Source organism: Priestia sp. ABM2_011, assembly GCF_056158845.1.
On the sequence record NZ_JBSWUB010000001.1, the window covers coordinates 903,570 to 918,352 of the forward strand.

Annotated in this window: 14 protein-coding genes, 1 other RNA gene and 1 other annotated feature; of the genes, 13 read left to right on the plus strand and 2 right to left on the minus strand. The window is 39.5% G+C overall.

Features of this window, described 5'->3' with window-relative positions:
* Nucleotides 1-11: 11 nt before the first annotated feature.
* Complete coding sequence (gene dtd / locus ACXAE4_RS04770; protein ID WP_028411689.1) at nucleotides 12-473, plus strand: D-aminoacyl-tRNA deacylase; 462 nt, start codon at nucleotides 12-14, stop codon at nucleotides 471-473.
* Here the strand turns inward: dtd and ACXAE4_RS04775 are convergent.
* A complete protein-coding gene (locus tag ACXAE4_RS04775; RefSeq protein WP_223546263.1) occupies nucleotides 464-1,348 on the minus strand; it encodes an N-acetylmuramoyl-L-alanine amidase in 885 nt (294 codons plus the stop codon). The genes dtd and ACXAE4_RS04775 overlap by 10 nt on opposite strands.
* A 166-nt stretch (nucleotides 1,349-1,514) precedes the next feature.
* Between ACXAE4_RS04775 and ACXAE4_RS04780 the strand changes: the two genes are divergently transcribed.
* From ACXAE4_RS04780 to pstA, 8 genes are all read left to right on the plus strand, one after another.
* Complete coding sequence (locus tag ACXAE4_RS04780; RefSeq protein WP_013059305.1) at nucleotides 1,515-1,691, plus strand: hypothetical protein; 177 nt, start codon at nucleotides 1,515-1,517, stop codon at nucleotides 1,689-1,691.
* Nucleotides 1,692-1,778: 87 nt separating this feature from the next.
* Nucleotides 1,779-2,011, plus strand: a binding site (T-box leader).
* A gap of 68 nt (nucleotides 2,012-2,079) precedes the next feature.
* On the plus strand, nucleotides 2,080-3,348 hold the full coding sequence (gene hisS / locus ACXAE4_RS04785; RefSeq protein ID WP_028410586.1) for a histidine--tRNA ligase: 1,269 nt from the start codon (nucleotides 2,080-2,082) through the stop codon (nucleotides 3,346-3,348).
* A gap of 12 nt (nucleotides 3,349-3,360) precedes the next feature.
* Nucleotides 3,361-5,139, plus strand: a complete 1,779-nt coding sequence (gene aspS, locus ACXAE4_RS04790; RefSeq protein WP_013059303.1) for an aspartate--tRNA ligase — start codon at nucleotides 3,361-3,363, stop codon at nucleotides 5,137-5,139.
* 118 nt (nucleotides 5,140-5,257) lie between these two features.
* A non-coding RNA gene (gene ssrS, locus ACXAE4_RS04795) (6S RNA) lies at nucleotides 5,258-5,439 on the plus strand.
* A gap of 162 nt (nucleotides 5,440-5,601) precedes the next feature.
* Nucleotides 5,602-6,366 carry a tRNA threonylcarbamoyladenosine dehydratase gene (locus tag ACXAE4_RS04800; protein WP_028411687.1) on the plus strand — a complete coding sequence of 255 codons (765 nt, stop codon included), beginning with the start codon at nucleotides 5,602-5,604 and terminating at the stop codon, nucleotides 6,364-6,366.
* Between the two features lie 422 nt (nucleotides 6,367-6,788).
* Complete coding sequence (locus tag ACXAE4_RS04805; protein WP_028411686.1) at nucleotides 6,789-7,673, plus strand: phosphate ABC transporter substrate-binding protein PstS family protein; 885 nt, start codon at nucleotides 6,789-6,791, stop codon at nucleotides 7,671-7,673.
* 124 nt (nucleotides 7,674-7,797) lie between these two features.
* On the plus strand, nucleotides 7,798-8,685 hold the full coding sequence (pstC, locus tag ACXAE4_RS04810; RefSeq protein WP_013059300.1) for a phosphate ABC transporter permease subunit PstC: 888 nt from the start codon (nucleotides 7,798-7,800) through the stop codon (nucleotides 8,683-8,685).
* Complete coding sequence (gene pstA / locus ACXAE4_RS04815) at nucleotides 8,682-9,611, plus strand: phosphate ABC transporter permease PstA (RefSeq protein WP_025750576.1); 930 nt, start codon at nucleotides 8,682-8,684, stop codon at nucleotides 9,609-9,611. The genes pstC and pstA overlap by 4 nt, the downstream gene beginning before the upstream one ends.
* Nucleotides 9,612-9,657: 46 nt before the next feature.
* On the opposite strand, the gene ACXAE4_RS04820 is transcribed toward pstA, so the two are convergent.
* Nucleotides 9,658-10,935 (minus strand): replication-associated recombination protein A, encoded by a 1,278-nt coding sequence (locus ACXAE4_RS04820; RefSeq protein ID WP_028411685.1) that lies wholly within the window; start codon nucleotides 10,933-10,935, stop codon nucleotides 9,658-9,660.
* 226 nt (nucleotides 10,936-11,161) lie between these two features.
* Here ACXAE4_RS04820 and cymR point away from each other — a divergent pair, with 226 nt between their 5' ends.
* From cymR to ACXAE4_RS04840, 4 genes are all read left to right on the plus strand, one after another.
* On the plus strand, nucleotides 11,162-11,578 hold the full coding sequence (gene cymR, locus ACXAE4_RS04825; RefSeq protein ID WP_013059297.1) for a cysteine metabolism transcriptional regulator CymR: 417 nt from the start codon (nucleotides 11,162-11,164) through the stop codon (nucleotides 11,576-11,578).
* A 23-nt stretch (nucleotides 11,579-11,601) separates the two neighbouring features.
* Nucleotides 11,602-12,744, plus strand: coding sequence for a cysteine desulfurase family protein (locus tag ACXAE4_RS04830; protein WP_028411684.1), 1,143 nt, complete (start codon nucleotides 11,602-11,604; stop codon nucleotides 12,742-12,744).
* A 106-nt stretch (nucleotides 12,745-12,850) separates the two neighbouring features.
* Nucleotides 12,851-13,963 (plus strand): tRNA 2-thiouridine(34) synthase MnmA, encoded by a 1,113-nt coding sequence (mnmA, locus tag ACXAE4_RS04835; RefSeq protein ID WP_028411683.1) that lies wholly within the window; start codon nucleotides 12,851-12,853, stop codon nucleotides 13,961-13,963.
* A gap of 157 nt (nucleotides 13,964-14,120) precedes the next feature.
* Nucleotides 14,121-14,780: a tetratricopeptide repeat protein gene (locus ACXAE4_RS04840; protein WP_013085089.1), complete on the plus strand. Its 660-nt coding sequence runs from the start codon at nucleotides 14,121-14,123 to the stop codon at nucleotides 14,778-14,780.
* The last annotated feature ends 3 nt before the right edge of the window (nucleotides 14,781-14,783 follow it).

Here is a 14,783-nt window from a genome sequence, read left to right on the forward strand (position 1 = left end):
GGTCGTTATACATGAGAGTAGTCGTACAAAGAGCAAAGAATGCAAAAGTAACTGTTGCAGGGGAGACGGTCGGCGAGATTGAGCACGGATATATGCTTTTAGTCGGTATTACCCACGAGGATACTGAAGCCGATGCAGAGTATGTAGCAGACAAAATTGTAAATTTGCGAGTGTTTGAAGATGAGTCTGGCAAAATGAATTTGTCGCTTCTAGATGTAGAAGGAGAAATTTTATCGGTATCTCAATTTACGCTTTACGGAGATTGCCGAAAAGGCAGAAGACCAAACTTTATGGAAGCTGCTAGGCCAGATCATGCTGTAACGATTTACAACTATTTTAATAAAGTATTATCAGGAAAAAATATTCGAGTAGAAACCGGCGCATTTGGCGAAATGATGGACGTATCATTTACGAATGACGGACCGGTCACACTTATTGTAGAAAGCAAAGAAAAAACGCAGGCTCACAGATGAGTCTGCGTTTTTTCTTTGTTTTGAAAGTAGTGATTTAATCCTTCAGCGATAGCGGATGTAATCATTTGCTGATAACTGATGGAATTAATATACGTTTCTTCCCGTTCGTTGCTTAAAAAGCCCAGTTCAATTAATGTACTCGGACGTGTATTTTCGCGAAGAACATAATAGTTTCCAAATCGTTCTCCTTTGTCTTTCAATTTTGCATGTTCAATGAGTGACTGATGAATAGAATGTGTGAGTGGACTGTCCTGATGCTGATGATAATAATACGTCATAAGGCCAGTTAGCTGTGAGCTGTTCGTACTGTTGTAGTGAACGCTTATAAAAGCATCTGCTTTAGTCGATTGCAGCGTGCGCTGTGAAAGCAGAACGTACTCATCACGGGTGCGGGTTAAAATGACGTGTGCGCCTTCTTTTTGAAGTTTGTTTTGTAAAATCAGCGCTGTTCGGAGAGTGAGATCTTTTTCATATGTGCCCTGTGTGCCGATGGCTCCTTTGTCTTTTCCTCCATGGCCTGCATCAATAATAATGGTTTTGCCCTTTAGGTGCTGCAAGCTTTTACTCAGCGTATAAACAGGCTGGCGCTGCGCTACTTGCATGCTAGGCTGAACGCTGCGGAGCGCTACGGTTTTCGTGAATTTTTTAAACACCCAGCCTTGAATACCCGAGCTTTCTACATAATACCAATCTCCTTGACGGTCTGAAACGGATAGTCTTGTATTCTTCGTCAATTTATTTGTAATTGAAAATGAACGTCCTGGACCGCTGCGTACATGAAGAGAGTCAGCTGTTACAACAATGGGTTGATGCACCGGTACATTTGGGCGCTCAAATGAGGAAGAGCACAGTAACAAAAGGATACTTGCAGCCAAAACAGATACAGACTTCATGTTAAGATGGCGAATAGATAGACCTCCTTTTTATAACAAAATAGAGTATTCGATGAAAAGAAAAAAAATCCTTTCTCTTATGTAAAAACATCTTTTTTGGGCAATGCTAATAAAAGGATAAGTAAGTGTAGGCAGGGAGGAAGAAACGATGAAGTTTAGTGAAAAAGGTGAACAATCATTTCAGCAGGTAAATCCGGTATTTGGCATTCATTTTCATGATTTTATTGATAGAGAAAGTGAAGCTTCATCCCTTGAATTGGCTTCTGAATTTGGTTTAACGCTTCGAGATATTCAGAAACTAAGAAAACAATTAGACCGCTCTTAACATGAAAGGTGCTTGACAACTGCTCATTTCATTCGTAATATAGAAAGCAATTGCTAAATTAAAATGAATGTATAACATTTTTATATTGATAAGCCAAAGATCGAGAAAAGTAGTAAAGATGACACATGGCTAGAGAGGAAATGTCTTAGGCTGAAAGCATTTCTACATGATGACTTTATGAAAGAACACTCAGGAGGCTTCACTCTGAAAAGGGAAACTTAGTAGGAGATGAACGTGTTCGTGCGTTAACGAAATGAGTGGAAACATGTCATATGTTTCAATTAGGGTGGTACCACGTGAGATTAACTCTCGTCCCTACTATGGAAAAATAGTAGAGGCGAGAGTTTTTTTGTATTGTAAATTTTAAATATAGGAGGCATATCACGTTATGTCAGTTCAAATACCTAGAGGCACACAAGATATTTTACCGGGCAAAGTAGAATATTGGCAGTTTGTTGAACAGCGAGCAAGAGAAATCTGCCGTGCGTTCAACTACCAAGAAATTCGTACACCAATGTTTGAACACACTGAATTATTTTTGCGCGGAGTGGGAGAAACAACGGATATCGTGCAAAAAGAAATGTACACATTTAAGGATCGAGGCGACCGCAGCTTAACACTTCGTCCAGAAGGAACAGCTGCAGTTGGACGATCATTTGTTTCAAATAAAATGTTTGGAAATCCAACGCAGCCAACAAAGCTGTTTTATATCGGTCCTATGTTTCGTTATGAACGCCCTCAAGCGGGACGTTTCCGTCAATTCGTTCAGTTTGGCGTAGAAGCATTAGGGGTAAATGATCCAGCTATCGACGCTGAAGTTCTTGCCCTGTTAATGAGCTTTTACCAATCGCTTGGATTAAAAAAATTAAAGCTGGTTGTTAACAGTTTAGGAGATACAGAAAGTCGTCAAGCTCACCGTCAAGCACTTATCGATCACTTTGCACCTCGCATCGGAGAGTTTTGCAGCGACTGTCAAAGCCGATTGGAGAAAAATCCTCTTCGTATTTTAGATTGTAAAAAAGATCGTGACCATGAACTGATGGCTACAGCGCCGTCTATTCTTGATTATTTAAACGACTATTCAAAAGAATATTTTGAAAAAGTACAGCAGTACTTAACCGATTTAGACATTGACTATGTTGTAGATCCGACGCTAGTACGCGGGTTAGATTATTATAATCACACAGCATTTGAACTAATGAGTGAAGCAGAAGGATTTGGCGCCATTACAACTCTTTGCGGCGGAGGCCGTTATAATGGGCTGATTCAAGAAATCGGCGGACCTGAAACACCAGGTATCGGATTCGCTTTAAGCATTGAACGTTTATTATCTGCATTGGAAGCAGAAGGAATTGAGCTTCCGGTAGAAACTGGCGTAGATTGCTATGTAGTGACAATGGGCGATGAGGCGAAAGAAAAATCTGTTTCAATTGTAAATACGCTTCGACGTGCAGGTTTTGTAGCAGATAAAGATTATCAAGATAAAAAAATGAAAGCTCAGTTCAAAGCAGCCGATCGTGTACAAGCAAAATTTGTTGTTGTTCTAGGTGAAGATGAGCTAGCAAAACAAGTTGTAAACGTAAAGAATATGGAATCTGGCGAACAGCAAGAAGTATCAATTGATCAATTGGTTAGCTATTTGCAGGAACAAGTATAAGGGGGAACCATGATGACAAAACGTTCATACTACTGTGGAGATGTAACAGAACAAGCAACTGGCGAAACAGTTCTATTAAAAGGATGGGTTCAAAAGCGCCGTGATTTAGGCGGATTAATTTTTATTGATTTACGCGACCGCGGCGGAGTTGTGCAAGTTGTATTTAATCCTGAAAAATCTGCTGAAGCGCTAAAAATTGCTGAAGATGTACGTAATGAATTCGTACTGGAAGTGCAGGGAACTGTTGTAGCTCGTGAAGAGGGAACCGTTAACCCGAACTTAAAAACAGGTAAAATTGAAGTTCACGCTGAGCAAATTACGGTGTTGAATAAAGCCAAAACACCTCCTTTTGCCATTGCGGATCAAACGGAAGTATCAGAAGATGTTCGATTAAAATATCGTTATTTAGATCTTCGACGTTCTGAAATGTTTAACACGCTTAAAATGCGCAATGACATTACAAAAACAATTCGCGACTTCTTAGATCAAAATGACTTTTTAGATGTTGAAACACCTATTTTAACAAAAAGCACGCCAGAAGGTGCACGTGATTATCTTGTGCCGAGCCGCGTACACGAAGGTGAGTTTTATGCTCTTCCTCAATCACCGCAAATCTTTAAGCAACTGTTAATGGTAAGCGGAGTTGAGCGTTATTATCAAATTGCTCGCTGCTTCCGCGATGAGGACTTGCGTGCAGATCGTCAGCCTGAATTTACTCAAATCGATATTGAAACATCATTTTTATCTCAAGAGGACATCATGACAATGACGGAAGAAATGATGTCTAAAGTAATGAAGCGCGTAAAAGATTTAGATGTAACGACGCCTTTCCCGCGCATGTCATATGATGAAGCGATGAGCCGCTATGGTTCAGATAAGCCGGATACACGTTTTGAAATGGAGCTAGTCAACTTATCAGAGCTTGTGAAAGACTGCGGGTTTAAAGTATTTAGCGCAGCAGTTGAAAACGGCGGAGAAGTAAAAGCGATTAACGTAAAAGGTGCCGCTTCTAGCTATTCACGTAAAGATATCGATGCTTTAACAGAGTTCGTGAAAATTTACGGTGCTAAAGGGTTAGCATGGCTGAAAGTTGAAGCAGACGGCTTAAAAGGACCGATTGCAAAATTCTTCAACGAAGATGAGCAAAAGCAATTTGCTGAAGCTCTTCAAACGGAAGAAGGAGATTTACTTTTATTTGTAGCTGATAAAAAGTCAGTTGTAGCAGATGCACTTGGCGCTCTTCGTCTAAAGCTTGCAAAAGAACAAGGGATTATTGATGAAACGAAATTTAACTTCCTATGGGTAACAGATTGGCCTCTTCTTGAGCATGACGAAGAAGACAACCGTTACTACGCGGCTCATCATCCATTCACAATGCCAGTTCGTGAAGATTTACCAATGTTAGAAAGCGATCCTGGACAAGTCCGTGCACAAGCATATGACTTAGTGTTGAATGGTTACGAACTTGGCGGAGGATCTTTACGTATTTATGAGCGTGATATTCAAGAAAAAATGTTTAAAACGCTTGGATTTACATTAGAAGAAGCATATGAGCAGTTCGGTTTCTTACTTGAAGCATTTGAATACGGTACTCCTCCTCACGGCGGAATTGCGTTAGGTCTTGACCGTTTGGTTATGCTTTTAGCAGGACGCACAAACTTGCGCGATACAATTGCCTTCCCTAAAACAGCAAGTGCAAGCTGTCTATTAACAAACGCACCTGGTGAAGTAAGTGAAGCGCAATTAGACGAGCTGCATTTGCAGGTAAAAAAGCAAAAAACAGAAGCGTAATCGATTAAACCATCTGTTAAATCGATCCTGTCACTGGAGCACGACAGGCTCGATTTTTTTGTTTTACTTATTAATTGCAAAGTGATTTTTTCTGTGATAAGATACTTTCAAGAACTAAATAGTCCTGATGTGTTCGTCCTTAATCCAGTTTTGACCGAACAATTTTTTGCTTGGGAGCTCGGAGTTTTTAACGAGCGTACATGCCTCATCTCGAGGACTTACAATGGTTAAAGCAGAGCACCCACCTGCCGAGAGCGGGTTCAAAACGAAGGCACTCGAGACGGCACGATCGGGACTAGCATACATATAAGAAATCCTCTATGTAATGATTTGCATAGAGTTTTTTTATGGAGAAATATCGAATGCTCATGTTCGTTTTGCTAAAAATATGGTATAGTCAATTTCGTTGTTTATTTGAATTAATCATACACGTTGGTGTATTTAATAGAGGAGTGTTTTAACATGTTGCATCAGTTTTCGCGTAATGAACTGGCGATAGGAAAAGAAGGGTTAGCTACTTTAAAAGGCAGCACGGTTGCTATTTTAGGGATAGGAGGAGTAGGGTCGTTTTCTGCTGAGGCTTTGGCTCGGTCAGGAGTAGGTCGTTTAATTCTTGTAGATAAAGACGATGTTGATATTACAAACGTAAATCGTCAAATTCATGCGCTGCTTTCGACGGTAGGTCAGCCCAAGACAGAATTAATGAAACAGCGTATTTTGGATATTAACCCAGACTGTGACGTCGTTTCTCTTCAAATGTTTTATACGGAAGAAACGTATGAAGAGTTCTTTAGTTACAAACCGGACTTTGTAGTGGATGCATCCGATACGATTTCGTATAAAATTCATTTAATGAAAGAATGTTTAAAACGTGATATTCCGATTATTTCAAGTATGGGTGCTGCGAATAAAATGGATCCAACACGTTTTAAAATTGCAGACATTTCAAAGACGCATACAGATCCGATTGCAAAAGTGGTTCGTACTCGTCTGCGTAAAGAAGGAATTCGCAAAGGAATTAACGTCGTTTTTTCTGATGAACGTCCAATCGTTATTCGCGAAGAAGTTCGCAAAGAAGTAGGAAACGATCAAGCGCAAATTCGAAAAGCGAAAATGCCCCCATCTTCTAATGCTTTTGTTCCATCTGTAGCGGGATTAATTATGGGCGGTCATGTTATCAATGAATTATTAAGTAATATTAAGATTCGCCGCGTAGGTGATCAATAAAAAGAAGGCTATCGCAGCCTTCTTTTTTTTATGGAAATATCTGTTCTATTTATGCTTTGGATGGAATCTTCTGTTTGATATGTATAAAAAGTACTAATAAATTGAAAAATATGGCTTGATGGTGAATTTACACTGTAGTAAAAAAAGAGATTTATGTAAATTTATTTAACGCTTTATTTACATAAAATTTACGTTTTGGCTTTCTTTCTGTTGTATCTTCTACAGTAATATTCAGAAAGTCTTATATATCAAGGGTTTGGATAGAAATAAGAAAAAATAAACCCCAAATAAGTAAGTTTACAGTAACTTAAAATTCACTTCATATAAAGACAACAATCTACTCGTATAATGTGTCTTGTACCTGTTGTTCGAGTACAAAGGACTAGTACTAATTACACATATATTTATTGGAGGGTAATGTAATGAAAACAAAGGGTTTTAAAGTAACATTAGCAGCTTTTTTAATGGTAGGAGCACTAGCAGCATGTGGTAAAGACGGAGCAAGCAACGACAGTGGTTCGGGCAGCAAAGAAGAAGTGTCAGGTACGTTAACAGCGGCGGGATCTACAGCTTTACAACCACTTGCAGAAGAAGCAGCGAATGGAATTACGGAAAAATATCCAAACCTTTCAGTAACGGTACAAGGTGGAGGTAGTGGAACTGGTGTTAACCAAGTAGCATCAGGAGCAGTTGACATTGGAAACTCTGACGTTCCAGCAGCCGATAAAATCGAAGATAAATCAAAAGCAGATAAACTTGTCGATACGAAAGTAGCGGGCATCGGGTTCGCACTTGTTGTAAATAAAGATGTAAAAGTAGAATCGTTAACAAAAGAGCAAATTCAAAAGATTTTCTCTGGCGAAATTAAAAACTGGAAAGAAGTTGGCGGAAACGACGAAAAAATCAACGTAATCAACCGTCCAGCATCTTCTGGTACACGTGCTACATTCGAGAAAACATTAATGGGTGACGCGAAAGTAAATGACAGCGTTGGTACAGCTCAAGATTCAAACGGAGCGGTTGAGCAATCAGTAAACTCAACGCCAGGAGCAGTGAGTTACCTTGCTATGTCGTATTTAATTGGCGATAAAAAAGAAAGTCTAAAAATGCTTAATATTGATGGTGTAGAGCCAACAACAGAAAATATTGTTTCTGAAAAATATCCGTTCTGGGCTTATGAGTACATGATTACAAACGGTGAGCCAAAAGATGGTGCAAAAGAGTACATTGATTATGTATCTGGTAAAGACTTTGCTAAGCAAGTAGAAGATATGGGCTATATCCCAATGACTGAATTCAAAAAATAAAAGTGTTTTTAAAAAGAATAGGGCTGACTAACACAGTCAGTCTTATTCTATTTGAATGTTAATAAAGTATATAGCAAATAAAAAGAAAAGCGAATATATACTGAATATGTAAGGAGACAGAGCGATGAAGGGGAAAAAATCCATTAATTATGTAAAAAGCGAATACATTGGCCGTACGCTTTCTACATTTTGCGGTATTTTAATTGTACTTGTTACGTTAGCTATTATCGTATTTATTTGTGAAAAAGGCATACAGTCATTTTTACAAAGCAATATATCAATCGGTGAAATGTTGACTTCAACAAAATGGAGCCCAAACAATAAAGAATACGGGGCACTTGTGTTTATTCTGGGTTCCATGCTTGTATCAATCGGAGCCGTTATTATAAGTGCTCCAATTGGAATTGCTATTGCCATTTTTAACAACTATATTTCGCCTAAATTTGGGTCAACGGTTTTACGACCGGTTTTAGAGCTTTTAGTCGGAGTTCCTTCAGTGGTATACGGCCTTTTAGGGGTTACCATTTTAGTGCCGCTTCTTCGCGATAACTTCGGCGGAGTGGGCTTTAGTTTGATTGCCGGAATTATTGTCTTAAGCGTCATGATTCTTCCGACAATTGCAAGTATTGCTGACGATGCAATTCGAAGCGTAGCACCTGAATATTTAGAAGCTTCTTATGGACTAGGTTCAACAAGATGGCAGGCAATTAGCCGAGTTATTATTCCATCTGCTAAAACAGGTATTTTAACAGGTATCGTGTTAGGGCTTGCCCGTGCATTCGGAGAAGCGCTAGCTGTGCAAATGGTTATCGGAAATACGGTTAAGCTTCCTGAAAGCTTATACAGCCCAACGGCAACATTAACAGGTATTTTAACAATGGATATGTCTAATACGTTAAACGGAACGGCATGGAATAACGCATTGTGGACGTTAGCCATGATTTTACTGCTTATTTCTTTCGTGTTCATTTTAATTATCCGAGCAATTGGGAAACGAGGTGCTCATCAATGAGAAACAAAAATGCACGCACAGTAAATAATATATGGACAGGTATTTTTTATGGCATTGCCGCTCTAGTTGTGGCGCTATTAGTGTATTTAGTTGTTGAAATTATCGCCAAGGGCTGGGGATTTTGGGATCCGAACTTTTTATTTGGAAAGCCAAGCAATACGATGGCAGGTGGCGGTATCGGACCGCAGCTGTTTAACTCGTTTTACATGCTTGTTTTAACGCTGATCATTTCTATTCCTCTTGGTTTAGGAGCCGGAATTTACTTAGCGGAGTACGCGAAGCAAGGTCGTTTCCTAAATTTCGTCCGCTTATGTATTGAGACAATGGCGTCATTACCGTCCATTGTAGTTGGTTTATTTGGATTATTAATTTTCGTCACATTTTCAGGCTGGGGCTATACGCTTATCGGCGGAGCACTTGTGATTACAATTTTAAATTTACCGGGTTTAACGCGCGTATGTGAAAGTGCGATTGCATCTGTTCCTGCGAGTGTAAAAGAAGCGAGTTTAGGCTTGGGTGCGACTAAATGGCAAACAATTGTCAAAGTAGTGATTCCATCAGCGATTCAACAAATTATCACGGGCGTTATTTTAACAGCGGGACGAATCTTTGGAGAGGCAGCTGCGCTGATTTATACAGCTGGCTTAACGACGCCGATGTTAAATTCAAATGCCGACTTAACGAGTCCTGTAAACCCGTTTAATATTTTTCGGCCAGCGGAGACGCTTGCCGTCCACATTTGGAAATTAAACTCTGAAGGAATTGTACCTGATGCGAGATTGATTGCAACAAAGTCAGCTGCTATTCTAATCATTATGGTTCTGTTGTTTAATATCATCGCTCGTTTAGTAGCAAAACTTTTAGACAGCTACTTTAAAGGTTCAACAAAAACGAAAAAACGAAAAGACGTTAAAAGTGCAGCTTAATAGATAAAGACAAAAAAGAAAATGGCTTTGAAACTGAGCAACAGTTTCAGCCATTTTCTTTTTTTAATGTCTCTAAACGATTGAAAACTTTTGAAAAGTATTTTTCTTGTCCATTTTGTTTAGGATGAAAATATTGTTTGTTTTTGATGCGATCCGGTAAATACTGTTGAAGGACCCATCCGTTATCAAAATCATGCGGGTATTGATATTCAACGCCTCGTCCAAGGTTCTCTGCTCCTTTGTAATGAGCATCCTTCAAATGAATGGGAACGTCGCCGGACAACCCTTTTTTAATATCACTTATCGCTTCATCTAATGCTTTGTAAGCAGCGTTGGACTTCGGTGATAGGCAAAGCTCAATAACGGCGTTTGCAAGCGGGATGCGTGCTTCTGGAAGTCCTAATCGCTCAGTTGCTTGAATAGCTGCTAGTGTCCTCATGCCGGCATCCGGATCAGCTAGTCCAATGTCTTCATAGGCAATGACTAAAAGGCGACGATTGATGCTGATCAAGTCTCCTGCTTCAATTAGCCGTCCCAAATAATGAAGAGCGGCATTTACGTCGCTGCCGCGAATCGATTTTTGAAAAGCCGATAATACATCATAGTGAGCGTCACCATTTTTATCATGTGAAAAATACTTTTGCTGCAGACATTCTTCTGCCGTTTGTAAGGTAATAACGATTTTACCATCGCTTTCACTTGTTGATAAAACAGCTAGTTCCAGAGCATTCAAAGCCGAGCGCACGTCACCGTTACAGCTGTTGGCAAAGTGGTTCATGGCGTCATCTTCTACGGCAATTTTTCTATCCCCAAATCCATTGGATGAGTCGTTGAGTGCTCTTGTTAGCGCCATTTTGATATCGTCTGGCGTAAGAGATTTTAATTCGAAGATTTGGCATCTGCTTCGAATAGCAGGATTAATCGCGTGATAAGGATTGCTTGTTGTCGCTCCGATTAGAATGATCATGCCGTTTTCTAAATAAGGAAGCAAAAAGTCTTGCTTGGCTTTGTCAAGGCGATGAACTTCATCTAGCAGAAGAATTACTTTGCCTGACATTTTGGCCTCTTCGGCGACAATTTCCATATCTTTTTTATTGTTTACAACGGCATTTAACTGACGAAACGCCGTGTTGGTTGTTTTTGCAATAGCTGTGGCAATTGTTGTTTTCCCGACGCCTGGAGGCCCATATAAAATCATCGAGCTTAAGTGATTTGCTTTTACCATTCGATAAATCATTTTATCTTTGCCAACTAAATGCTGCTGCCCGATAACGTCATCTAAATGAGTCGGACGCATTCGAAATGCGAGAGGTTTTGTAGACATGTTTTTCTCCTTTCTTTTCTTTCACTGTATCACAAGAGGTGAATAGGTGGTGGAAATTTATCTTATAGGCATAGTATGTTATAATATCAACAGTTACATTTGCAAGAAACGCGTATAGAGAAGTTCATATAGCTTAGTAAAAAACGACTCATCACAGCATTCAGTGACAACGTGAGGGTCTTATTTTTTTCATAAATAAAAAAAGTGTATTGAAGGAGTGTATCGTATGAAAATTTCAACAAAAGGACGCTACGGTTTAACGATTATGATTGAGCTTGCGAAGCGCTTTGGAGAAGGTCCTATCTCGCTTAAAACTATTGCTCAAACGCATGATTTATCTGAACATTATTTAGAGCAGCTTATTTCACCGCTGCGTAACGCTGGGCTTGTAAAAAGCGTGCGCGGAGCTTATGGAGGTTACATCTTGGCACATGAACCTGCTAACATTACTTCTGGCGATATTATTTCCGTTTTAGAAGGTCCTATTAGTCCTGTAGAAGGAATTGAAGATGAAGAGCCTGCAAAACGCGAGCTGTGGATTCGTATTCGAGATGCAGTTAAAGAAGTGCTAGATAGTACAACGCTTGAAGATTTAGCAAATCATTCTGATGATGATCAAGCGTCTTATATGTTTTATATTTAATAATGAGATAGGAGGCGTTTATTTTGGAACGTATTTATGTTGATCATGCAGCAACGTCTCCAATACATCCAGCAGTCGTTGAGAAAATGACGACTTTTATGCATGAGTACTTTGGAAATCCGTCTAGTATTCATCACTACGGGCGGGAAAGTCGACGCTATTTAGACGAAGCTCGCCAAACGATTGCAGCAAGTATTGGAGCACACGAAAATGAACTGATTTTTACAAGTGGTGGGACAGAAGCAGATAATATGGCACTGATCGGAGTCGCTCTTGCAAACCGCCATAAAGGAAATCATATTATTACCACGCAAATTGAACACCACGCTGTGCTTCATACGTGTGAATATTTAGAAACACAGGGCTTTGAAGTGACTTACCTACCAGTTAATGAGTACGGACAAGTATCTGTGGATGAAATAAAATCAGCCCTAACGGATCAAACAATTCTTGTGTCGGTGATGTTTGGAAATAATGAAGTAGGTGCTATTCAGCCAATTGGAGAAATTGGAGTTCTATTAAAAGAGCATGGAGCATATTTCCACACGGATGCAGTGCAAGCTTATGGATTAATTCCGTTAAATGTGCAACAATTAGGTGTCGATCTTTTATCCGTTTCGGCTCATAAAATTAACGGACCAAAAGGGATGGGCTTTTTATATGCAGCTGCTCACGTTTCACTGTCTCCTTTGCTATTTGGAGGAGAACAAGAGCGCAAACGACGAGCTGGAACTGAGAACATGACAAGTATCGTCGGGTTTGAAGAAGCTGTGAAAATTTCGCAACAAACGCTGCAAACACGTGCAGATGAATATAGAAGATACAAAGAAATAATGGTAGCTGTGTTGAAAGAAGAAGGTATTTCATTTGAAATTAACGGACATCTTGAAAATGCTCTGCCACATGTGTTAAATTTATCATTTCCAAAAACAAATGTTGAATCGATGCTCGTAAATTTAGACTTAGCAGGAATTGCGGCATCGAGCGGTTCAGCTTGCACAGCGGGAGCAATCGATCCTTCTCATGTGCTTGTTGCTATGTTTGGAAAAGGGTCTGAACGTTTAACAACTTCTATTCGATTTAGCTTTGGCCTAGGAAACTCTGCTGAGCAAATTGAAAAAACCGCACGTCAAACAGCAAACATCGTTAAGCGACTAACGATGTAAATAGCAGCCATCAGTAGGGTCTTCATCCCTCACTGATGGTTTGTGTCGTTTCTTTCGCTTTTTAGCGAACAATTTAATTAAAATGAAGAAAACGGAGGTGGCGAAGTTGACAAAATCACCTAAAGATACACGTGTAGTAGTCGGAATGAGCGGAGGCGTTGATTCATCTGTAGCAGCTCTTTTATTAAAACAACAAGGATACGATGTGATCGGAATCTTTATGAAAAACTGGGACGATACGGATGAAAACGGCGTTTGTACTGCGACTGAAGATTATAACGATGTTATTCGCGTATGTAATCAAATTGGTATTCCCTACTATGCAGTCAACTTTGAGAAACAATATTGGGATAAAGTATTTACCTACTTTTTAGATGAATATAAAGCAGGTCGTACACCGAATCCTGATGTAATGTGTAATAAAGAAATTAAATTCAAAGCCTTTTTGGAGCATGCAATGACGCTAGGAGCAGACTATCTAGCGACAGGACATTATGCACGCGTTGCGTATCGTGACGGGGAGTATAAAATGCTTCGAGGTGTAGATGGAAATAAAGATCAAACGTATTTCTTAAATCAATTAGGACAAGATCAGCTTTCAAAAGTAATGTTCCCAATTGGAGAAATTGAGAAATCAAAAGTGCGTGAAATTGCAAAAGAAGCAGGCCTTGCTACAGCAACGAAAAAAGACAGCACAGGTATTTGCTTTATTGGTGAACGCAACTTCAAAGAATTTTTAAGTCAGTATCTTCCTGCTCAGCCAGGTGTGATGCAAACGCTTGACGGCGAAGTGAAAGGCAAGCATGACGGCCTTATGTACTACACGATTGGTCAACGCCATGGTTTGGGTATCGGAGGCAGCGGCGAACCGTGGTTTGTAGTTGGAAAAGATTTAGAAAAAAACGTTTTATACGTCGATCAAGGCTTTCACAATGAGCTGCTTTATTCTACATCTCTTACAGCAACAAATGTCAGCTGGGTAAGCGACCGTGACTGGTCGTCACCAATGACGTGCACAGCAAAATTCCGCTATCGTCAAACCGATTCAGCAGTAACCGTTGAAAAAGTCGATGATGATACAATTAAAGTTATTTTTGCTGAACCCGTGCGGGCAATTACGCCAGGTCAAGCAGTTGTGTTTTACAAAGATGACGAATGTCTTGGCGGAGCAACTATTGACAAAGTATTTCAAGAAGAAGAGCAAATTTGGTACGTATAATTTATATAAGCAAGAACGAAAAACCTCAGCTGTATATAGCTGAGGTTTTTCTGTGATATACTTTACTTATTGGGTAAACTAATAACTTACATATTCTAGATTTTCATGATGTGAAAATCTTTTAAATCATAACTAAAACAGTGGAGTGAACGAAAAAATGACAGATAAAAATCAGCTAGGAATTCAGTATATGCAGGAAGGGAAATTTGAAGAGGCTGCTAAAACATTTTCAGAAGCAATTGAAGATAATCCAAAAGATCCAATTGTGTATGTGAATTTTGGCAATTTGTTAGCGGCTGTTAGTGAGATGGATCGTGCTTTGAAATTTTATGAACGTGCGATTGAATTAGATGAAGAAACGGCAACAGCGTATTACGGAGCAGGAAATATTTATTTTAATGCAGAGCAGCTTGAGCAGGCAAAGCACTACTTTGATTTAGCAATCAAAAAAGGCTTAGATTCATCCGATGCCTACTTTATGCTTGGTTTAACGCTGTTTCATATGGAAGAAATTCGTTTTGCGATGCCTTATCTGCAGCGAGCGGTAGAACTAAACGAACATGATGTAGAAGCAAAATTTCAGTACGGTCTTTGTTTAGCACAGCTCGAAATGGTAGATGAAGCGATTGCTGAATTTCTTAAGGTAGTAAATCAAGAGCCAGAACATGCCGATGCTTTCTATAATTTGGGCGTAGCGTATGCCATGAAAGATGATAAGGACAAAGCAATTGAGATGTTAGATGAAGCTTTAAACGTGCAGCCAGATCACGTAATGGCAGCAAATGCTAAACAAGTTCTGTCTACATTAGAACATTAAGAA